This is a genomic window from Marinomonas sp. 15G6-16, from assembly GCF_055809555.1.
In genome coordinates this window covers 688,416-710,775 of sequence record NZ_CM147916.1, presented here as the reverse complement: position 1 = coordinate 710,775, position 22,360 = coordinate 688,416, and the positions used below count along the sequence as shown (strand labels likewise).

16 protein-coding genes are annotated in these 22,360 nt (G+C 42.1%); 7 read left to right on the top strand and 9 right to left on the bottom strand.

Annotated features, from left to right (window positions below; all coding sequences use genetic code 11):
• Nucleotides 1–80 precede the first annotated feature (80 nt).
• Nucleotides 81–1,349: a response regulator gene (locus AC0L46_RS03410; RefSeq protein ID WP_473505752.1), complete on the bottom strand. Its 1,269-nt coding sequence runs from the start codon at nt 1,347–1,349 to the stop codon at nt 81–83.
• A 256-nt stretch (nt 1,350–1,605) separates the two neighbouring features.
• Here AC0L46_RS03410 and AC0L46_RS03405 point away from each other — a divergent pair, with 256 nt between their 5' ends.
• Nucleotides 1,606–3,168: a methyl-accepting chemotaxis protein gene (locus AC0L46_RS03405; RefSeq protein WP_473505750.1), complete on the top strand. Its 1,563-nt coding sequence runs from the start codon at nt 1,606–1,608 to the stop codon at nt 3,166–3,168.
• A gap of 8 nt (nt 3,169–3,176) precedes the next feature.
• Here the strand turns inward: AC0L46_RS03405 and AC0L46_RS03400 are convergent, their stop codons facing one another.
• A complete protein-coding gene (locus tag AC0L46_RS03400; protein ID WP_473505748.1) occupies nt 3,177–4,796 on the bottom strand; it encodes a methyl-accepting chemotaxis protein in 1,620 nt (539 codons plus the stop codon).
• Nucleotides 4,797–5,245: 449 nt separating this feature from the next.
• Between AC0L46_RS03400 and AC0L46_RS03395 the strand changes: the two genes are divergently transcribed.
• Both AC0L46_RS03395 and AC0L46_RS03390 read left to right on the top strand, forming a co-directional pair.
• Nucleotides 5,246–5,674: a YqaA family protein gene (locus AC0L46_RS03395; protein ID WP_473505746.1), complete on the top strand. Its 429-nt coding sequence runs from the start codon at nt 5,246–5,248 to the stop codon at nt 5,672–5,674.
• A gap of 72 nt (nt 5,675–5,746) precedes the next feature.
• A complete protein-coding gene (locus AC0L46_RS03390) occupies nt 5,747–6,430 on the top strand; it encodes an SPOR domain-containing protein (protein ID WP_473505744.1) in 684 nt (227 codons plus the stop codon).
• Between the two features lie 90 nt (nt 6,431–6,520).
• Here the strand turns inward: AC0L46_RS03390 and dapA are convergent, their stop codons facing one another.
• Nucleotides 6,521–7,393, bottom strand: coding sequence for a 4-hydroxy-tetrahydrodipicolinate synthase (dapA, locus tag AC0L46_RS03385; RefSeq protein ID WP_473505742.1), 873 nt, complete (start codon nt 7,391–7,393; stop codon nt 6,521–6,523).
• A gap of 387 nt (nt 7,394–7,780) precedes the next feature.
• Here dapA and AC0L46_RS03380 point away from each other — a divergent pair, with 387 nt between their 5' ends.
• The gene (locus AC0L46_RS03380; RefSeq protein WP_473505740.1) at nt 7,781–9,745 is read left to right on the top strand and encodes a polysaccharide lyase family 7 protein; all 1,965 of its coding nucleotides are present in this window, start codon (nt 7,781–7,783) and stop codon (nt 9,743–9,745) included.
• A gap of 104 nt (nt 9,746–9,849) precedes the next feature.
• On the opposite strand, the gene AC0L46_RS03375 is transcribed toward AC0L46_RS03380, so the two are convergent.
• Nucleotides 9,850–11,337, bottom strand: a complete 1,488-nt coding sequence (locus AC0L46_RS03375; protein ID WP_473505738.1) for a DUF3612 domain-containing protein — start codon at nt 11,335–11,337, stop codon at nt 9,850–9,852.
• Nucleotides 11,338–11,533: 196 nt separating this feature from the next.
• Here AC0L46_RS03375 and AC0L46_RS03370 point away from each other — a divergent pair, with 196 nt between their 5' ends.
• From AC0L46_RS03370 to AC0L46_RS03360, 3 genes are all read left to right on the top strand, one after another.
• The gene (locus tag AC0L46_RS03370; protein WP_473505736.1) at nt 11,534–13,702 is read left to right on the top strand and encodes a malate synthase G; all 2,169 of its coding nucleotides are present in this window, start codon (nt 11,534–11,536) and stop codon (nt 13,700–13,702) included.
• 73 nt (nt 13,703–13,775) lie between these two features.
• Nucleotides 13,776–15,377, top strand: coding sequence for an isocitrate lyase (locus AC0L46_RS03365; RefSeq protein ID WP_473505734.1), 1,602 nt, complete (start codon nt 13,776–13,778; stop codon nt 15,375–15,377).
• Nucleotides 15,378–15,558: 181 nt separating this feature from the next.
• A complete protein-coding gene (locus AC0L46_RS03360) occupies nt 15,559–16,170 on the top strand; it encodes a LysE family translocator (protein ID WP_473505732.1) in 612 nt (203 codons plus the stop codon).
• A 68-nt stretch (nt 16,171–16,238) separates the two neighbouring features.
• Here the strand turns inward: AC0L46_RS03360 and AC0L46_RS03355 are convergent, their stop codons facing one another.
• The 5 genes from AC0L46_RS03355 to holA all read right to left on the bottom strand — a co-directional run bounded on the left by AC0L46_RS03355 (nt 16,239) and on the right by holA (nt 22,358).
• Nucleotides 16,239–17,171, bottom strand: a complete 933-nt coding sequence (locus AC0L46_RS03355) for an exopolyphosphatase (protein ID WP_473505730.1) — start codon at nt 17,169–17,171, stop codon at nt 16,239–16,241.
• Nucleotides 17,172–17,181: 10 nt separating this feature from the next.
• Nucleotides 17,182–19,806 (bottom strand): cyclic nucleotide-binding domain-containing protein, encoded by a 2,625-nt coding sequence (locus AC0L46_RS03350; protein WP_473505728.1) that lies wholly within the window; start codon nt 19,804–19,806, stop codon nt 17,182–17,184.
• A gap of 27 nt (nt 19,807–19,833) precedes the next feature.
• On the bottom strand, nt 19,834–20,442 hold the full coding sequence (locus AC0L46_RS03345) for a flavin reductase family protein (RefSeq protein WP_473505726.1): 609 nt from the start codon (nt 20,440–20,442) through the stop codon (nt 19,834–19,836).
• Nucleotides 20,443–20,633: 191 nt separating this feature from the next.
• Nucleotides 20,634–21,290 (bottom strand): putative 2OG-Fe(II) oxygenase, encoded by a 657-nt coding sequence (locus AC0L46_RS03340; RefSeq protein ID WP_414680935.1) that lies wholly within the window; start codon nt 21,288–21,290, stop codon nt 20,634–20,636.
• Nucleotides 21,291–21,326: 36 nt separating this feature from the next.
• On the bottom strand, nt 21,327–22,358 hold the full coding sequence (gene holA, locus AC0L46_RS03335; RefSeq protein ID WP_473505724.1) for a DNA polymerase III subunit delta: 1,032 nt from the start codon (nt 22,356–22,358) through the stop codon (nt 21,327–21,329).
• Nucleotides 22,359–22,360: the final 2 nt, after the last annotated feature.

Sequence of the window (22,360 nt, the reverse complement as noted above, 5' to 3'; positions counted from 1 at the left end):
AGCATTAGAGGTAGAAAATCGAACGGTGACGATAACGAGGACGAAGCGTTATAGCAAGCAAAGGTAAAGAGAAAGAAGGGCTAATGTTTTAAGCCAAGGCGTTTTTCTAGCGTATAGGTTTGGGCGTCTGTTAGTGGTGAGGCTTGTTTTGAGTTGATGAGATGGTTCCATTGCATCCAAGATTTGACTGCGGCTTCTTGATGATTTCGAACCAGATACTGCTGTATTTCAAGCCTAAATGAGTTAGAAACCACAGCAGGGTTTGCTTTTCCAAAGGTACGTAGTCTTATTAATATGCGCTTAAATTTGTCTGCCAATTTAAGGTTATCTTCGGCGGATTCCATTAAGTGGGTAAGGCATTTCAAAATATCGTAATGATATTCTACTTTTTCAAATGCGGTTTCTCGGGTTAAACGAATGACACGAGAATAGGCATGTTCAGCCGTTGTCCAATCTTCCATGGTCATACTGATTTGAGCTAAGCGTACAGATCGATCAATGGCTCGAGGCGATACTTCAATTACCTTTGACATAGCAGCTTGTGCTGCTTCTAAATTTCCTAAACCCTCTTGAACGTCGGCAAGTAGGTCATAGGCAGACAAGAAGTAACGACTTAGTTGAATAGTGTCTTCTAGCTTTTTGATTGTTGCAAGGGCGTTGCCAAGCTTCAATTCACATAACGCCACACCAAAGTGAGCCCAGGCGAGGTTCTTATTCTTTTGAATAATTAACATGTAATGTCGTTTGGCGTCTTTATAATGGCCGCGGGCATGGAGTGATTCTCCGATGACTTTAAGGCATTGGCTTGTAAAGTTTGGATGTTGCGCCATAACGTCTTTTGCGAGCGTTTCCATTAGCTCGTAGTTTTTCATTTTTCGCGCTGTATTGATGTCTTCGAGTATTTTCTTTTGCTTTTGTACTCGTTCGAATCGACGATAAAAAGCGGCTGGCGGGAAAGGCTTAACTATGTAACTGTCAGGTTGGTATTCCAATACATTTACGACACTCTCGTAAGCGGTATCGGCGGTAACCATAATGAAAACAGTGGAGTGATCTTGAGAGTAGTTTTTGCGGGCGGTTTCTAGTATCTGCTGTCCATCAATGCTGCCATTTAGGTTGTAATCAGACAGTACGACATCGTAGTGTTTTTCTAAAATGCGTTTAATGGCAAATTGGCCGGATGATTCAACATCAATATTGGAGTAACCCAAGGACATCATGAAGGACTTCAGCATGATGCGCATTTCACCAATGTCTTCGATAATCAAAACACGTTTGTTTGATAAGTCAGTGAATTCTTGCTGAACTAAATTGCTACTTTCCGTGTTGCTAAGCGTTACGTTAATCACAATATTACCCGATAATTTAAGCCTTAAATAAATTCCATCTTTCTTCACTTATACCAATGGGATTGAAAAAATACTAGCGGTAACTCTCAATTTACCAAAAATTACTAATTATTACGCAAAAAATAACCTTTTATGCTGGTTTGGGCGGTTCATTGATAACTACTACTTTAGTCTTAGGCTCCTTGTTTTACGTTGACCTTCCATGAGCTGCGTTAAACACTAGAAAAAATAATAATTAAAAGAGAAGGAATATGTGATGTTGTATTTCCAATTTTCTAGCGCTCTAGGTGTTTTCATAGTATTTGTTTGTGGTTATTTCTTTGACGCCATTTCATTACCATACGTTGTTGTCGGTTCTTTGCTTAGTCTATGTTTAATCCTTTTAAATTTGCCAAATAAAGCTAAGAAGTCGTGTAAAAATGATGCCGAGATAAAGTGCGAACAAACTTCTTTGTATTCAGACATGAGTAAAAAAGTCACAGATGCAACGTCGAAAATGGCAATTTGCGCAGCGGAAGTCTCTCATTTTGTCGATACACTGACGAAAGACATTCATCATACTCATACGGATAGCGAACAAATCACCCAAGCGGTTGAAAGCTTGTCTAATACTGGCCTGACGCTGTCTCATAATCTGGGGCAACTGTCAGAAACGGTTTCTCATACGGCTCAGTCTAGCCAGACAGCACAAGCGGCATTGACTCAAAGTGCTGAGCAAATAAATGAACTTACTGACAAGGTGCAAAGAGCCAGCGAGCAATTGGCTTTGTTGACGAAAAGTGCCGATGACATAGACAGCATCACAACCGTTATTATTGGCGTTTCAGAACAAACCAATCTTTTGGCTTTAAACGCGGCGATCGAAGCGGCTAGAGCAGGAGAGCAAGGGCGAGGCTTTGCTGTGGTTGCTGATGAGGTTCGTGCTTTGGCTGCTAAGAGTGCCGATGCTTCTGAGCAAATTTCAGGTCTGTTAGCGGAAGTGCGTCGCAATAGTAAATTAACAGACAGCGAGATGGTTTCGGTAAAAGCACTCACTGGATCACTTTCTGAAACCATGTTGGACGAAACTCAGCGTTTTGTTTCTTTGGCAGAAGAGATTCAAACGGCGTCTAAGGTGTTAGCAGAAGTGGAAAGTGCAGGGGAATCATTGGGTGCAACCAGCGCACAAATTAATAGCTCTATTTCGCGTATAAGTCATTCTTTGGAAGACATTTCAGCGCGGAGTGATGTGTTGTCTAAAGAGGCCTCTAATTTAAGCAATGGTGCTGAGGTGGTTTTTAGAGAGTTAGATAAAGTAGATGATTCATTGTTTTTTTCTGACTTGGTTAGTAGCGCAAAGTCTTGCGCTCAAGACATTGGACAGCTTTTCGAAACAGCCATAGAAAATGGAAAACTAACAAAAGACGCTGTTTTTTCGCGAGATTATCAGCCGATTCAGCAAACCAACCCTCAAAAATACAGTACCGCGTACGATGCTTTTAGTGACCAAACTTTCCCAGCGATTCAGGAAGCGGTTTTAGATAAGTACGAAGAAGTGATGTTCGCTGGCGCTGTGGACGTTAATGGGTATTTTCCAACCCATAATAAAAAATTCAGCCAACCTTTGAGTGGCAATTACGAGAAAGACCTAGTCAATAACCGTACTAAGCGGATCTTTAATGACCCAACTGGATCCCGATGCGGCGCTCATACAGACTCTTTCTTATTGCAAACTTATAAACGCGATACCGGTGAGATTCTTCATGATTTATCGGTCCCCATTTTTGTGAACGGTGAACATTGGGGCGGCTTCCGTATGGGCTTCAAACCTAAGGTGTAGAGTTGAGCCTATACGGTAAATTGCGTAACCAATTGTCGTAATTGAGACGCACAATCTTGTAGGTTGTTAACCGATGTTTGAATGTCATTTGAATTATGGCTTGTCTCTTCACTGATTCCAGCAATGCTTTCTAGTGTTTGATGAACCGTTTGAGAAGATTCATGTTGGCGGTTTGCCGCCTCACTGATATCGCTATTGAGTTGTGAAATCGACAACACGCCATTTGCGATGTCAGTAAAAGCCTGCCCCGCTTGTGATGTTTGCTCTGCCCCTTGGTTGGCGGTGCCTCTTGCCAATGACATGACATCCACTGTTTTCATGGTTTGTTGAGTTAGCTGCTCGATTAATCCGCCAATTTCCGTTGCGGCGAGCTGGGAGCGCTGCGCTAATTGACGAACTTCGTCGGCAACAACGGCAAAGCCTCGACCTTGTTCTCCTGCTCTAGCTGCTTCAATTGCTGCGTTCAATGCCAATAAATTGGTTTGATCTGCAACCTCGGTAATAATCCCTAATCTATCGTTGATGTTAGTAACTGCTTCGCGCAACTTTTGAATTTGTACTGCTGCGTCACCGACTTCATTCGAAAGTTGTTGAATGTCTTGGTTTGCTTTATCCATCACTCCTAACCCTTGTTTGGAGTGCTTACCTAATTCTTGAGTGGTGTTGTTTGCTTGTTCTGCAATAGTTAATGTTTCATGCACCGAGGCCATGACGCTTTGCATCAGAGTAGAAGCTTTTTCGATGTTGAATAACTGTTGAGTAACGCCTTGAGCTGTTTTGTTTGTCGATAAATTTGTTTGGTCAACTATGGTGTCTAGTGTTTCACTAGAATGGCTGACATTGCGTACAATGGCCTGAAAATCATTCATCATGCTGTTAAAGGCATGAGACATTTCTCCCATTTCATCGTGACCGCTGAACTCGACTCGTTGAGTTAAATCACCAGAATGCTGAACAGAAGTCATTGTTTTACATAAAGATGTTACTCGGCTTGTGACTAGGTGAATGATATAAAGTGCCGAGCCTCCAACCAAGATAGTCAATACACCGACTAAAATACTGTAATCCACTAAAGCTGTTAGGAAGAAATCAATCACGGCATCCATGGAAGAAGTAGCAACAATGGTGATGTTCCATGGCGAAAAGGAAAAGCTGCTAGCAATGAATCGATGAAGCGAGCCATTTGTACCTTTAAAGGAGAACTCAATACTCTCCTTGCTTTGTTTTGAAGGTGTACTGGAAGTGCTTGATTGCAATGCATTGACGAGAGAGTTCGGTGCTTTTGACCCTTGGTAGCTGTTTGGGGCAGAAAGCAAAGAATAATTGCTTTTATCAATGACCCAAAGACCTTGGTTGTCGCCATAGTTAAAATTTGCAAGTAATTGAATCGCTTTTTGTTTGGCTTCTTTCTCTGTCAGGTGGTTAGCTTCTTGTTGCTCATAGATGGGCAAAATAGCGGTATGGACTATGTCCAAAATATCCTGAGTTCGGTCTTGCCTTGCGTCTACATGGCTATTAAATAACGTAGTGAGGGAAACAATAATAAGCGCTGTGGTTCCGACTGACATGAGCCCAATAATTGCCCATAATTTGTAACGAATTTTTATGTTATTAATGCGATCCTGCATTTTCTCTCCACCGCGTATGAGGTTATTGTTTGATCGTGATTTAATAGAGGCAGAGAAATAACTCTACGTTGAAGCTAGGGAAGGTACGAATAAGTCTTCTGAGCTTCAGTCTTATCAGAGAAACGGTCTATCAAGGCAAGAGTGAGCAGGAATGTTAATACCTTTCAATCACTCTTAATGCAGAGAGGCCGTTTCTCTGAAAGACCCGAAGGGCGTGGGCTAAACTCTTTTTATTCTTTGTTAAGCTTCTTGCCAATATGTTCATATTGGACTGCGAAGCTTGCCTCGAATAATAAAGGTTTATCCACACGTTGAAGCCAGTGGACTTGTTCGTACCTTCCCTAGACTAAAGGGTTTAGGAAAAACTGCCTAGGTGGAAAGGTTGCTCTAAGTCATTGTTTTGTTATTTATTGATTTATTTCATTTGAAAAAGCAGTAAGAGGAAATTCTTGGATTATTGTTTCGTATTTGTTATTGCTTTTTTATCGGCGACCATTTTGCCTTTAGGCTCGGAAGGCGCCTTGCTTTTTTATGCTTCTGATGGCTCTTTATCCGTGTTTTTTCTTTGGCTTGTTGCCAGTTTGGGGAACACATTAGGCGGTGTCGTGAATTGGTGGCTTGGTTTGTATTTACTGAGATATCAAGGCAAAAAGTGGTTTCCAATCAGTCATGCTACGCGAGTGAAAGCAGAAAAAGTTTTTAATCGTTATGGCATTTTGAGCTTATTATTCACTTGGTTACCTGTTGTTGGTGATGGGATTGCTTTAATATCAGGTGTATTACGAACCTCTATCTGGTACTTTTTACCTTTAGTATTTGCTGGTAAAGCAATACGTTACGCTTTACTTTTATGGGGACAAAACCTGTTCTTTAGTTGATATGGTGCTTTTTTATCCTAGAGCATCAGTAAAGAATAGAGTGCCTTAATGATTTAATAGGAGAGTTGAACAATGGGAATAGCAAAAAAATTGGTCCTTGTTATCGCTGGGTTGTCATTAGGTGCTTGCTCATCTACAGGAGAGAAAAATACGTTTTTAACGTACAACGAATTACAGGATAAAGTTCATGCACATGATGAACAGTGGAAAAGTGTGCAGCCTCAACTAGCAAAAATTGACGCGCTGGAAGCAGAAGTAGAAAAGCTAAAGCAAGAAAATATGGCTTTGGCTAACACTGCAAATGCAGACACTCTTTCTGATGAGGAAATGGTTGCTGAATCTACCCCAATGCTTGAAGAGCCAATGTCTGCCAAAGATGTGGCTAGTGAGCCAATGGCAATGGAAGAGCAAACTAATACTGATGAAGCTTTACTTATTGCATCTGCACCGCTAGCAACGCCAGCAGAGCCAAAAGTAGCACCTAAAGTCGAATATGGTGTGCAACTTTCTGCTTATAAAAGCCGCACCGAAGCTATTCGTAGTTGGAATGTTTTACACAAAAATGATCCAAATTCCTTCAAAGGCCTTGATCCACGAGTCAGCCAAAAAAGCATTGGTGGAACGGATATGTATCAGCTGAAAGTTGGTTCATTTTTGAGCAAATCTTTCGCTGCTGATTTTTGTCAGATGCTAAAAGAGAAAGGGCAAGATTGTTTCGTCACCCAATATGATGGAGAAGACTTTTCCATTAATTAACATCGTCTTTCTGTTTTCCGAATACAAAAATGCCAGAACATGTGTTCTGGCATTTTTGTATCAACCTTCTTGCAAAGAAAACCTGAAAAACTAAATAAGTTCTAGCTCTTCCATAATCGTTCGAATCGTAGCTTTTGTACTCTCTTGTAAAGGCACAATAGGTAAACGGCATTTCTCTGAACATAGCCCAAGTAGAGACAGCGCGTATTTTGGCCCTGCAGGGTTAGGCTCGATGAATAGAGCGTTATGTAACGCAAATAATTTGTCTTGTAACTCGGCTGCTTCACGGAATAAGCCTTGATTACATAATCTATGCAATTCTGCGACTTGCTTTGGCGCAATATTAGAAGTGACGGAGATACAGCCTTGACCGCCTCCAACATTATAAGCAACAGCTGTTATGTCATCGCCGCTTAAATAGTCAAAAGGTTTGGTAATGAGAGCTCGCTCACGAATTGGGCGGGTTAGATCTCCTGTAGCATCTTTTACGCCTATGACTCGCGGCAACTCAGCAAGACGCGCCAATGTTGCCACTTCTACACCGACAATAGCACGAGGCGGAATGTTATAAATAATCATAGGGAGCTTGCTGTTGTCATGCACATATTTGAAATGTTCATACAAGCCAGTTTGATTTGGTCGGTTGTAATATCCGGCAACATGCAAAGTCGCGTCTGCGCCAGCTTGGTAGGCAAACTCAGAGTAATTTACTGCTTCAATAGGGTTGTTTGATCCAGCGCCGGCTAGAACAGGTACAGCTTTGTTTGTTTCTTGAACCGTAATTTCAATAACACGTTTGTGTTCTTCTTCACTCAAAGTAGGGGATTCGCCTGTTGTGCCAACAGGAACTAGACCATTGATCCCCTGATCTATTTGCCAGCGCACTATGTTGCGTAAGGCTTCTTCGTCAAGCTGACCATTTCTAAAGGGGGTAATTAACGCCGTGATTGCACCGTGAAACATACAGTTACCTTATATATTTTTTAGCCGGAGCATTCTGCTGAAAAGGGAGAGTTCGTCCGCCAGCAAGAATGCTGCCGGGGAGTTTTAAATCTTAAATCCGCACGTCAGCACCGCAAAGCTTCTTAGCCTTACGTTTATCGCCGTTGCGTTTATTTAAGAAAGAGTGGTTCATAAAGTTTGTTACATGTACTGATTAAGTGGTTTCTATGCTGCCGTGTTCTCTATCAAAGGTCAATACATGCGAGAAATTTATCTTTACGGTGTTTATGCAAAAAAAGTGAATTTTTTATTTGTATTATAATATGGCTTCATATATTTTATTTGTCAGTAGTGATTCTCACTACAAGCAAACATTAATTACACCAACAATAATAAAAGGGTGTTGATATGACTAACTTGTTCAAAGGGACGATGGGCGTTTGCCTGTCTGTACTGGCTGTTGGCTGTGCAGTGATCCCAACTCCTCCTCCAGTGACTGCTACTGCTAGTGATCACGACGGTAATGCTCCCGAAAGACTTATTGATGGCGATCTAAAAACTCGCTGGTCTGCCAATGGCGATGGTGCTTGGGCAGTATTAGACTACGGCAAAAATATAGACATCGATGCCGTTAAAATGGCCTTCCACAAAGGCGACGCCAGAGCCTCATCATTCATGATTGAAGGCAGTAATGATGGCGTAACATGGACAACTCTCCTTCCAAAAACACAAAGCTCAGGTACGAGTTTAGGATTAGAACGATTCGACCTAGAAGCGACTCAAGCTCGTTATATTAAATATGTCGGTTTTGGTAACACTTCTAATACCTGGAACAGCCTTACGGAATTCATGGCGGCAAATTGTGAAGTAGACAGCTGCCCTACATCTGAATTAAACCCAATGGCGGTTGCCTCTGTTCCTGTTAGTGTGACAGCAAGTGATCATGATGGTAACGGTCCTGATAGACTGCTAGATCATGACTTGAAAACACGTTGGTCGGCAAATGGCGACGGCGCGTGGGTTGAGTTCGATTACGGTAAAGTCATTGAATTAGACGCTGTGAAATTGGCTTTCCATAAAGGTAATGCTCGAGCGACGTCTTTCTTGTTAGAAGGCAGTGAAGATGGCAAAACTTGGAATACTATTTTGCCAAAAACAAGCAGTTCAGGCTTTTCTAATAATCTAGAGCGCTTCGAGTTAGAGCCAACAAAAGCACGCTACATTAAGTATGTTGGTTACGGTAACACATCCAATACATGGAATAGCGTAACAGAGTTCTTGGCCGCTAACTGTGCTGTAGATGCTTGTCCTATCAGTGAAACAGCGCCTGAACTTGAAAAAATGGCTGCCATTGAAAAAGCAAAAGCAGAAGCGAAAAAACTGGCTGAAAGCAAAAAGCCAAAAGTTCGTCCAGGTGATTTCGGAACACATGTGCCTTTAATATGTGATGCGAAAGTATCTGACTGTACTTGTTTGAAAACAAATCCTACTTGTCAGTGGTGGGAAGCTCCTCTACCAGTTGTAGATGTGCCAGCACAAGTTCGCCCTGACTTTAAACCAGGTCAAAACTTTGATTTAGGTGGTTGGTACTTATCAATTGCAACAGACCATGACGCAAATGGTAAGCCTGACGATGTGCCTGAACAGTACCTTGCTCAAGGTTACGAGAATCCTGATTTTTTCTATACGGCGAAAGATGGCGGCTTAGTCTTCAAGAGCTTTATCAAGGGTGTTCGTACTTCTAAAAACACAAAATATGTTCGCACTGAACTACGTCAAATGTTACGCCGTGGTGATGAAAGCATTCCTTTAAAAGGTGTGACGAAAAACAACTGGGTGTTTGGTTCTGCCCCTGAAGAAGACAGAAAAAATGCTGGCGCAGTTGACGGTGTATTAGAAGCGACATTGAAAATAGATCACACAACGACAACAGGTGAACCTGAGCAAGTAGGTCGTTTCATTATTGGTCAGATCCATGCCAATGATGATGAGCCTATCCGCCTTTATTTCCGTCAGTTACCAGGTCATAAAAAGGGCTCTGTGTACTTCGCTCATGAAAACAGAAATGAAGGTTCCGATGTTTACTATGATCTAATTGGTAGCCATTCTGGCGCCGCTGCAGATCCTGTTGACGGTATCGCGTTGGGTGAAGTGTTTAGCTATCGCATCGAAGTAAAAGGCAATGACATGACGGTAACTGTTTCTCGTGATGGTAAGCCTGATGCCGTGCAAAAAGTAGACATGAGCAACAGTGGTTATGATGCTGGTGGTCAATACATGTACTTCAAAGCCGGTGTGTATAATCAAAACCATTCAGGCGACCCAGAAGATTATGTACAAGCAACTTTTTATAAGTTAACAACGAAGCACTAATTGTTATATAGCGCTTTTGCTTAACCCTAAAAATCCCCGTTAACTTTAACGGGGATTTTTTTGTCTAGAAGTTCCTATGTTTTCTAATGAGGCTTCAAACCAGATCAATTCGCTTCACATTGCTGATAACAGCTTGGTGATCTCGGGCAGACGGCGCCACGGGAGCAAATAAGCCTTGCATCGTTTTCTATGCCTCGCTCGACCCAGTTAATATTAAGAATCTTTGCAACACTCATGAGGTCTTTTTGAATGCTTCTGGGTATTTTTGTTGAACCACCTTTTGTGACACATACTTGGCGTAAATCCGCTGCAATGGATAGAGCATCTTTTCCTTGAGCCTGAATGGCTGGATTAAGGTCGATACCAGAGCACAAAACATGACTGTTGCCAGCAAGATCGTGCACTTTTATGGACTCACAGGCATAAATTTTAGGCTCGTCACCCACATTTAAAATGGAGATTTGAGCAGATGTTCCTGTGCTTGGCTCGCTGATTTTTCGGAACACAGACCAGTGCTGACAAGGGTCTTCTACCATACTCATATTTCCCCAAGGCAGAGGAATGCCATTGCCACGATAAACCGCTTTTAATTTTCCTGGCGCATACGCATCAAAATAATGCCAATGGGGGTAGGGAGAAGCCGCGGTCATTCGGCGCATGGTGACGGATTCAGATACACCGGCCAGTTGTGCTGTATTAATCTCATAACCATTACGGTCGAGCATTTGCCTGAATGGCACTTTTGGACAGAGCAGTGCGCCCGCAAAAAAGCTGCATTCGAAGTCGCGCCAGGCATATAAAATGTCCTGCGCATCCATGCCAGAGGATTGTATTTTTGATGTTTTAGTTTGTAGCGGAGAGATTTCATTTCGCCCTGTAACCAAGATGTTCTTCATGCCGTCTTTATCATGCAATACCGCATGGCCTATATGCACAGCGAGATTGTATTTTAAGCGTTGTGGCTGGGCTTTCATGATTTGATTGATGTAGATGCTGTTTGGTGGATCAAAAAAAGAGGTCACAAGGTGACTTTCATTCATGCCCATTTCGTTCAAAACGGCTAACGGTGTTTTGCGAAACCACTTGACCTGGAGTCCCATTTGTTTGGTAATCGCGACAATTTCATCAAGACTTAAAGGTAAGCGCTTAAGCCCCACTTCTTCTGCAGCCCTTTCTAAATCAGGAAAATGGTTTTGATGGTGCTCTTGATGAGCCCGAATGAGTAAATGCGCAAATTGTCGGCCACTGGTTCCTGTCTGAGACAACATTTCTGGAATGGCTATTTGTAAGATTTCTTTGGAAAATAAAAAGTTTGGCTCTAACGCCATGCCATTGATGCCACCACCAGAACCTTTTGACGGAGTGATGGCCTCTTCTTCTGGAATATCATCCAAAAACCATTCGACATTTTTTTGAAAAACACTTGCGATGACTTCTAAAACGTCTTCACTGGGAATGCGTTTTCCTCTTTCTATCATGGATAAATAAGACACAGAAGGCGCGCATTCCACGTCTATTTTTACACATCTCGATGATAGATCTTCCATCGTCAAACGGTTGCGTTTACGCAGGTTGCGGATCTTGGTACCCAAAAAATGGGCTTTTCTATTAAGGCTATTTTTATTCTTCATTTTTGTAAAATTTACACTGTGTAATTCTTATTGTGAAATTTCAGCTTAGTAAGACATAGACTATAAATCAAGCAAGCGGGAATGTGATTCACAACTGACATTCCCAACTGTTAACAGCTAACAATAAGAAGAAAGCTTATTAAAGAAGGAAAGCGAGATGAATATGCCTTTACCCAAAAACAACAGTCAGATTCACCCTGAGTTTTGCAGCTTCATCAATGACGAGGTGTTGCCACTTCATGCTATTGAACCAACGAAGTTCTGGCACGACCTTGAGCAGCTTATCGCGGATTTGTCTCCTATTAACCGTCAATTGTTGGTGACTCGTGATGTGATGCAACAACAAATTGATCAATGGCATTTAGCTCGTAAAGGGCAAAGCCTTGATGTTCAAGAATACGAAGCTTTCTTACGTGACATTGGTTATTTGGTTGAAGAAGGCGATGACTTCCAAATCACAACAGAAAATGTAGATGACGAAATTGCGCATTTAGCCGGGCCTCAATTAGTTGTGCCGGTTAAAAATGCACGCTTTGCCTTAAACGCTGCAAATGCTCGATGGGGAAGTTTGTTCGATGCTTTTTACGGCACCGATGTGATTAAAAAAGACATTGAGCGAACGACACTTGATTATGATCCAGCTCGCGGTGAACAGGTAATTACTAAAGCGAAAGACTTTCTAGATGAGGTATTTCCACTTGAATTTGGCTCTCATCACAATGTGACCAGCTACCTTGTTTATTACCATCATCTGTTGGCCTTTTTCAAAGATGGCAGTCAGACAGGTTTAAAAGAGCCTTGCCAGCTGGTGGCAGTAAATGGTCAACGCAGCGATCCAGAATCGATTTTATTGAAGAATAACGGCCTCCATATAGAGATCCAATTTGACCGTAATGGGAAGAACGGAGCAAAAGATAAAGCCAATATAAACGACATTATTATCGAGTCGGCACTTAGCACCATTATTGATTGTGAAGATTCTGTGGCGGCAGTGGATGCGGAAGACAAAGTCGAGGTGTATCGAAACTGGCTTGGGCTGATGCAAGGTACGCTAGAAGCGAGTTTTAGCAAAAACGGCCAACAGCAAACACGACGCATGAATCCTGATCGTATTTTTACGGATTTAGACGGTCAAGAATACCGTCTCCATGGTCGCTCACTTTTGTTGGTACGAAATGTAGGTCATTTAATGGAATGTGATTTGATGCAGGACAACTTAGGCAGCTTTGTGCCAGAAGGTATCATAGATGCAGTTGTAACCAGTTTAATTGCAGCATTGGATTTACGGTGTTCTGAAGGTATGCGAAACAGCCGTACTGGCAGTATTTATATTGTGAAACCTAAGATGCATGGGCCGGATGAGGTGGCGTTCAGTTGTGAGTTATTTGGTCGAGTTGAGCAAATGCTCGGATTGGGAAAAAACACCATCAAAATTGGCATTATGGATGAAGAGCGCCGGACGACTTTGAACCTGAAAGAGTGTATTCGACAGGCCAAAGAACGTGTCTTCTTTATTAATACGGGTTTCTTGGATCGTACTGGAGATGAAATTCACACCAGTATGCAGGCCGGTGCTTTTTTACCAAAAGATCAGATTAAAAATCAGCCTTGGATTCAAGCTTATGAAAACCGCAATATAGACATTGGTTTGCAGTGTGGTTTACCTGGCAAAGCGCAAATTGGTAAAGGCATGTGGGCCATGCCAGATGAAATGGCAGATATGATGGCAACAAAAAATGCACACCCAAAAGCCGGTGCTAATACAGCTTGGGTGCCATCGCCTACAGCGGCTACTTTGCATGCTTTGCATTATCACCAGATAAATGTATTTGAAGTACAGCAACGCATAAAACATCGTGAAAAAGCGAGTCTTAAGGATTTGCTCACAATACCGATGATTCCAACTAATTTGACCTTATCGAATCAGGTTATTGAGCGAGAAATAGAAAATAACGTTCAGGGATTATTAGGTTATGTGGTTCGTTGGGTTGAAGCGGGTGTTGGTTGCTCTAAAGTACCTGATATCAATAACGTTGGTTTGATGGAAGACAGAGCCACATTACGAATTTCCAGTCAGCATTTGGCGAATTGGTTGCTGCATGGCGTGTGCACTAAAAAGCAGATTGATGGCGTAATGCAGCGAATGGCGGTTGTGGTAGATGAGCAGAATAGTGCGACTGAAGATTATCAGCCGATGGCATTTAATGGGGGGAGTCAGGCATTTAAAGCGGCGCAAGATTTGATTTTTAAAGGACATATTCAACCTAATGGTTACACAGAACCATTACTGCATGCTTACCGAATACAGGTAAAAGAAGCCCATTAACTGAATGATGAAAAAGTGAATGTATCAATAATAAGGCGTATTAATTTAGACAACCTAAAGAGAGAGAAAAACTATGCAAACTTATAATAATAAAACCCAGCAAGCGAACAATACTATTCATCAACAAGGCCCTACTTGGGCCGGGATGAATCCTGAATTTGTCGCGAGAATGCAGTTGCAGAACCGTTTTAATACCGGAGTGGATATCGCGAAGTACACGGCTAAGATTATGCGTGAAGACATGGCGAATTATGATAAAGACCCAGCAAACTACACTCAGTCTTTAGGCTGTTGGCACGGATTCATCGGCCAGCAGAAAATGATTTCCATTAAAAAACACTTCGGTACAACTCGTAGTCGTTACCTGTATTTATCTGGCTGGATGGTTGCAGCCATGCGCTCTGAGTTTGGTCCTTTACCAGATCAATCCATGCATGAGAAAACCTCTGTGCCAGCCTTAATTGAAGAGCTCTATACTTTTTTGAAGCAAGCCGATGCTCGTGAACTTCAGCATTTATTCAAAGAAATGGATGAAGCAAGAGAGGCAGGTGATCGAGTGCGTGAGCAGGCAATTCAACAAAAAATCGATGGTTTTGAAACTCATGTTGTTCCCATTATTGCGGATATTGATGCGGGCTTTGGTAACGAAGAAGCGACCTACTTGTTAGCGAAGAAAATGATTGAAGCAGGAGCCTGCTGTATTCAAATTGAAAACCAAGTATCTGATGCCAAACAATGCGGACATCAGGATGGCAAGGTAACCGTGCCACATGAAGACTTCTTAGCAAAAATTAATGCGGTTCGTTATGCCTTTTTAGAGCTTGGTGTGGACGATGGTGTCATCGTGGCTCGTACGGATTCTTTAGGGGCAGGCTTAACGCAGAAGATTCCAGTATCTCAAACTGCGGGTGACTTGGCAGAGCAGTATAACGAGTTTATTGATGGGGAAGAGGTGACTTCTTTAGATCAAATAGCATCTGGTGATATGGCCATCAAATTAGGTGAACGTCTGATTAAACCGATTCGTTTGGCTAATGGTTTGGTGCGTTTTAAACCTAATACAGGTGAAGATCGAGTGGTGCTTGATTGCATCACGTCTTTGCAAAACGGAGCGGATTTATTATGGATTGAAACTGAGAAGCCGCATATTGGGCAGATTGCGAGTATTGTGAATCGTATTCGTGATGTTATACCAAACGCGAAACTGGTTTATAACAACAGCCCATCGTTTAATTGGACACTAAATTTCCGCCAACAGGTGTTTGATGCATGGCAAGCTGAAGGCAAAGATGTAACGGAATACCAGCGTGATCAATTAATGTCGAAAGATTATGATGACTCTGCTTTGTCTGCAGAAGCGGATGAACGCATTCGACGTTTCCAGAAAGATGCTGCGGCACAAGCCGGTATTTTTCATCATTTGATCACTTTGCCAACGTATCACACAGCGGCGTTGTCTACCGATAATCTAGCGAAAGACTACTTTGGTGAGCAGGGTATGCTGGGTTATGTAAGAGAAGTACAGCGTAAAGAGATTCGCCAAGGTCTTGCCTGTGTGAAACACCAAGATATGTCTGGATCAAACATAGGTGATGATCACAAAGAGTACTTCTCTGGCGAACAAGCGCTTAAAGCGTCCGGTAAGGATAATACAATGAATCAATTTGCGGTGTGATTCACTAGAGATCGTATTTAAAACCTGATGAATGAATAAGGCCAACAGTTCCCCTCTGTTGGCCTTATTTCGTTTTTATATCCTCGATTTTCAAGTATCTGTTCGATACTATAGCGCCCGTCATAAATAATTGATTTCTAATAATAAGTATAATGTTAGCTGTTAAAAAGGATGAGTGTGTATGGAACTGACAACCTGGCTTTCTTTGGCCGCCGTGTGTGTGATGGGAGCCATTTCACCTGGGCCAAGTCTCGCGGTTATTTTACGTTTGTCTATTTCTCAGACTGCTTTACATGGTGTGCTTGCCTCTGTTGCACACGGTTTAGGCGTTGGCTTTTGGGTATTTATTACCCTTCAAGGTCTGGCGGTTCTTATAGAGCAACATCAGCAAGTGTTCTCTGTATTGACGGTTTTGGGCGGACTGTATCTGGCGTGGTTAGGCATCAAAGCATTGCGTCACGCTGGTAAAAGTCAGGTAGACGAAGTGGAAGCCGTTAAATCATCCTATTGGGAAGCCATGCGTGACGGGCTTATGATTTCTTTAATGAACCCGAAGATTGCGCTTTTCTTTTTAGCTTTATTTAGCCAGCTGATTGACGCTGAAATGACTACTATCATGAAGCTTCAATTTTGGACGACTGTGGTTTTGATTGACGGTGGTTGGTATGTCTTAGTGGCGCTGCTATTGGCGAGCGGTCCAGTGTTGCCTTGGTTGCGTAAAAACATGGTTTGGGTCGATCGAATAATGGGATGTTTGCTTATTATGATTGGTTTGAAAGTGATCTTTACCTAAACAAGCTGTAGTTGTTGTGAAAGCGCCCAGAATGCTTTGTGTATTCTGAGCGCTTTTTAATGACTTACTTAGCCGTCCATATTGATCTTTTGGATAAGAGCTTTAAGGGTTTCGTCCGCTTTGTCATTATCAACTTGGCAAGTGCCGGCATTCATGTGTCCTCCACCATTATAGGTTAAGCAAAGTTCGCCTACATTGGTCTGAGAGGTACGGTTAGTGATGGATTTTCCTATGGCATAAACTGTGTTTTGTTTTTTCAATCCCCACATTTTATGAATAGAAATATTACATTCTGGGTACAGAGCGTAAATAACAAAACGGTTTGTTGTGTATATTGTTTCTTCCGCAGTTAAGTCTAATACCACAAGGTTACCGTACAGGGTAGCGCAACGCTGTATTTGCTCCTTAGCTAATGCATCGTGCTCTTTATACAGGTTGACGCGCTCTTGAACGTCTTCCAGAGCGAGAATTTGCTCTATAGAGTAGTCTCGGCAACAGTCAATTAATTGCATCATTAGTTGATAGTTAGAAACACGGAATTCTCGGAAGCGTCCTAAACCTGTGCGAGCATCCATGATGAAATTTAATAACACCCAATCTTTAGGGTTTAATATTTCATCTTTAGAAAATTGTGCGGAGTCGCCCTTATCTACCGCGTCCATCATCTCAACAGAGATGTTTGGGAATTTCTCTAGGCCACCATAATAGTCATATACCACTCGTGCGGCAGAAGGGGCGTCTGGGTCGATAATATGGTTTTCAATCTTGTCACTATTGCGCACAGTTTCGCTAAGGTGGTGGTCGAATGCTAAATAACATCCTGCTACATAAGGTAAGTTAGTGGTAATGTCATTTGACGTTATTTCGACCTTACCGTCTTGCATGTCTTTTGGGTGTACGAACAGTATGTCATCGATTATATCTAAGTCTTTTAATAAAACAGCGCAAACCAAGCCGTCAAAATCACTGCGGGTAACGAGACGGAATTTTTTTGTAGTCATTATATAGCCTTTATTTTAATGATTTAGTAAAAATGAATTCTTCAGCTTTCATCAGACGTTTTGTCCAAAGTTCATAAGCCTTTTTAGTTAAATGAAGCTTATCACCATCAAACAGATTCTCTTTTACTTCGCCTTCCTGATCGAGCAAGGTTGAGAACAAATCAATGTACTGTGTATTAGGGCGCGTTTTTGCTAAGCGTTCTAATTGTACGTTTGTGGTTTCAATTGTTTTTCGCATTTTAAGGCGAGCTGGGCTGCATTTAATGCTGATCAAAGTCACAGGAATACCCGGTAAGTGACGATCTATTTTCTGCAGTAATTCAATGTATAACTCAACGACTTTGTTGCTGTCGTAATGGTTACCTATGTCATTATCACCCGCATAAATGACCAAAGACCGAGGCTTATGAGGCAGAATGATACGCTCAAAGTAATAAACACAGGCTTCTAATGTCGCGCCACCAAAACCTAAGTTTATGCCATCTTTTTCTCGGAAGTTGCTATCAAAATCATGCCATAAACGCATGGTGGAAGAGCCATAAAAAGCTACTGGCTGATCTTTGTACTCTTGGTGAGCTAAGTGGAATTCTAACTCTCGTACATCGGATTCAAACTCAACGTCAATTTGGTTTAAGCTCATGACATTTGAGCGGTAGCCATTTTTGCCACTAAAAATAGGGTATTGGCGAATTTCTTTGGACAGTTCGACCGCTTCATTCACATAGCCTTTGTATTCTTCTTGGTAAGCCGCTAGGAATTGATTCAACGCCGCTTTATCCGTGTAATCTACTTTATCAGACAGCTTGAAAGCGGGCTTGATAATAACCGTATAGATATTATGGTCGGCGCGTTTATCAAAGTTAGCAACGGCAATAGGAACGATCCAAGGCTCTTCACTGCCCATGGAACCAGCGATTTCAAAGGCATGTGGTAAGAAGCTTCCAGGCGACTGATGAGTGTTGAAACTCTGGCCTTCTGGAGAAATCATTAAAGGGAAATTCTGGCGCAAAGTTTCTTGAGACTGTTGAATAAATTGCTCGTATTCAGGTGTGTCTCGGGTCAGGTTTTCCCAGCTATGGATGAAGAGGTTGCCAAATTTTTCGTAGAAGTCATCTCGCCAAAACTCGCTCTCTTTACTGCGACGAACAACACGCTGGCCAGAAATACCGTATTCATTATCAATAACCATGGAGCCAATAAACTGGGCGTCCATAGAGAAACGGAAGCCATTTGGTAAGCGGTTCGTAGGCGAGCCTAATAAGTGGTTGTAAATGAACAGGGAACCGGCTTTTTTCGGTAGGTTTTCCAAGCCTTTGATAACATAAGGCACTTGCTGGAAAGCTTGTTTGAAAAGCTCAGTTCCTAATCGTCTTGCATCTAAGCTTGGTGTGCCTTTTGGCAGGCTGTTAATGCTGTCGTAGACATTTTGAAGGTGACGATAAAAAGCGTTTTCACGTTGTAAGTCTTTCAGAATGTCGAGACACATTCCTGCAATTGTACGTTCTAAGACGCTGCCGAAATGTAAGCATTTATAGAGCACACCGAAGGCTTCATCTGTGGTGATCGCACTTTTCAGTAATTCGCCTACTTTGTAAAGTGGTGAACTCACCGGTAAAAGGGCGGCATTTTGTTCGATGACGTTTGTTACAGCAAGCGTTTCATCGTTAGCACTTTGCGACAAATAACGCATACGAGCGGCCAATAAATGAGTGCCTACAAGCCAAATGAGTCGATATAAGTATTTAACAGACAGCTTCGGATTGTCTTCAAGTATGGTGAGCAGGTCATCACGTTTGATAAACAAGATGCTGCTGTCTCTTGACGAGATGATAGAAGAGCGGTTTTTTAGGGTGGCGTTTTTGGTTGTCCAAGATAAAACCGTACCTGCACGGGAAATCGAACGTGTGGTAATGATGTCGCCAGAATCCGTTTGATAGCTGACAACCACTTTGCCTTTTATAAGTAAATATAAGCCATCAGAAGGTTGGTCTTGCTGGCAGAGTATGTCGCCTTGGTGCGCTAACAAGATGGACGATTTTTTGGCTAAGGTGTGTATTTCCGCTTGAGTGAAGGTTTCACAGAAGGGAGCATAATTCAGCAAATTAATGGCGTCTTTCAAAGAATGAGTTTGTGTTTCACTGCCTGAGAAGGGGCGAGTTTCTTCAAAAGCCAAAGACTCATTTGAGAAGAAGGGGCGTGTTTGGTTTTGGATGTTTGTGAGAACAGGTAAAGATTCTTGATAGATAAATTGTAGAAATTGTTCTGCAAATTCAGGGTTACTTTCTAAGATCTTTTGCAGCTCTAAAATAGGCCACATTAATAATGTCGAGGATTTTGTTGCAGTAAAGGTGGTTGCATAGCGAGACGGGTGACGAAATGCAGACCAGCCAATAGGAGCAAGGGGATCATTGATCAGGCCAACGTTATAGGATTTTCCTGCTTCTTGCAGAGGAACAGAAATGGCAATTTCGCCTTTCACTAGAAAGTAAATATGCTGCCCAATTTCAAACTGCTTTGCTAATACTTCTTCTGGTTTTAGGGTTTTGACGCTGGCGAGATCCGCCAGAGCGGAGATTAAATCTGCATCGGCATTTTCTATAAAGGGAAAAGCTTGTATTTGTTTAATTACGTCCATCTTTTATACCTCAAAATCTGTATTGCCCTAGTTGGGACGTTTAATCGTCACTGTCTCGCCTAAAAGGCCATAATCATTGCCGCCTAATCGAGCGAGCGGGTTGAGCTTTTTATTGTCGATAATGACTCGATCGTTCTCTTGGGTGACTAATTCATCATCCACATATAAATCCAGTATTTCTAAGTAAAGACTATCAAAAGTACTATTGCCTAGTTTATGTACATCAAATAATCGACAATGCAGTGCAACTTTCGCCTTTTCAATTCTTGGCAATGTTTTCGTGAATTCAATGAGAGACAAGCCTATTTGGGAAAGTTCGGATTCTCCCGTTGGCAGGTTCATTGCACTTTCGTTCACTGCATGCATTAACTCTCCGCTAGGAATATGCAAAACACATTCCTTTTCACGGAGAAGATTTTGTTTTGTGTCTTTTGCAATATCGTCTGTTTTGTTGCCAATTGAAACAACTAATAATGCAGGGTCAGAAGAAAGAGCGGCAAAGTAAGAGAAGGGCGCCAGATTTAACTTTGTGTTTTCGTTTTTCGTTAAAATCCATGCAATAGGGCGCGGTGTGATCGTTTGAGTAATTAAGTGATAACGCTGATTGCCTGAAAGTTGATCAAATTGGAAACGCATAAATTTCCTCACCGTTAAACATGACTTATTAAATTACTACAGATAGCAATTGATTGTGAATGTTTGAGTGGAAACTTATGAAATTTATTGTAAAGAAAAACAATGAGATGAATGTCGGTTTGATGCGAGCCAGTGCAAAATAACGAAGGCTCGCATGCCAGATAAGTTTTGATCTAATTTATTTTGACCTTCTAGTAGGCTTCTATGATGCTGTTAAAAGCAATAACCACTCGATCTTTTTCACCAAAATAGGGTAACGCAGAATGTTTAAGATACGATGGGAAAAGGATGATTTGGCCTTCCGTCGGTGTAAAGTCCCAAACGCCTTGTCCTCCTAAATAAGCGGTACCAGGATCAGCATAATGCTCGGCATTGGCTCTTGGATCGTAAAAACGGTTCAAACCACCGCAGCCTTCGTTTTTGGCATCGCCAGGTTCAAGATAATAAATACCGCACCAAGAGCAATTAGGATGAGAGTGAACATCATGGTAGCCACCACTTTGAGTAACGTGATACCAAGATTCTATAATATGCGCATCTGCTTCCATATCTTCAGGCCAGAATGCTTGGTTAACCGAGGCTGCCACTTCAAGGATTAATTCCTCAAAGACTCGCTTTGCTTCCATGATATTGGCATCTGCAATCTCTAAGAAATCCAATGTACTTTCATGAAGGGCGTGTTTGGCTTTTGGCGCGATGCGGCTCTCGATGGCTGTCGTTTGTAAGGATTTCTGCTGATAAACAGCGGCCAGTAAGGCCTCTTTTAAAAAATCATGATCGGGCATGGTGGTGACAAACAAAGGTGTTGTCCATGCGTTAATTTCTTCGATAATAGGAGTGTCGATCATAATTCAGGCCTAAATAAAAATGCTGCGAGAGTTAGATTAATAAGGCAAATCTAACTCTGTTGAAACTGGTTTGAAGCCACAAAACATCATAACCAGATTACGAAATCCTGTATGGATATCTGGCCCTTCTAAGCCTTTAACGGTTTTGTCCATAAGGGCAAGGTAGTTCTGCATATAAGGAAGCGTTACTTGGTTGTGACGAGACATGGCGCTTTCATAAAATGGGATGCGCTTATCCCAAATTCTTTCCCCTTGGCAAGCTTGTCGTAAGCTAGAGGATTTCATCGCTTGAAGTAGGTTCGTCAAAGTTTGTATTTCGCGATTAAACAACCAGAGAATAATGTTTGCCTCAACGCCTTCGCTGATAAGTTGACTAAGGCAATGCATGGCTTCTTTTACTTTGCCCATGAGCAAGCGATCGCTCAAATCATAAATGGAATAACGACTGCTATCTGCGACGGATTCAACGACTTTTTCTGCGTCAATTTTCGCGCCAGAGCCATGTATTAATGCCAATTTTTCAAGCTCTTGTGATAGGGCGAGAAGGTTCCCTTCGCCACGTTCACAAATGATGCTGGCGGCGTCACGGCTTAAAGACAGGTCAAGCGCTTGAGCTCTTTGTTGAACCCAAGCTCCTAAGCGGTTGCTATCAATGGGCCAAATTTGAACAAATACGCCTTTTGATTCTAATTGAGTGAACCATTTGGCTTTTTGTGTACGAGCGTCTACTTTCGGAAGCGTGAGCAAAACAACATTATCGTCGCTAAGGGACTGACCAAGTTGAGCCAGTGCTTTACTGTGTTTTTCTGCCATTTTGTCGACTTGAATATCAAAGACGCGACGGGATGAGAAAAGCGATAAGCTGTTGTTTTCGTTTATTACATCTTGCCAATCAAATTGTGCGTCGGCGACAAAGCGTAAGCGTTCATCAATGTTATGAGCAAGGGCGGCTTTGCGAATGGCATCTGCGGCTTCTTGGCACAACAAAACCTCGTCCCCAGAAATAATATAAATAGGTGCGAGGCTTTTTTTCAGCTGTTGCTCTAATTGATCAACTCGTACTTTCATTT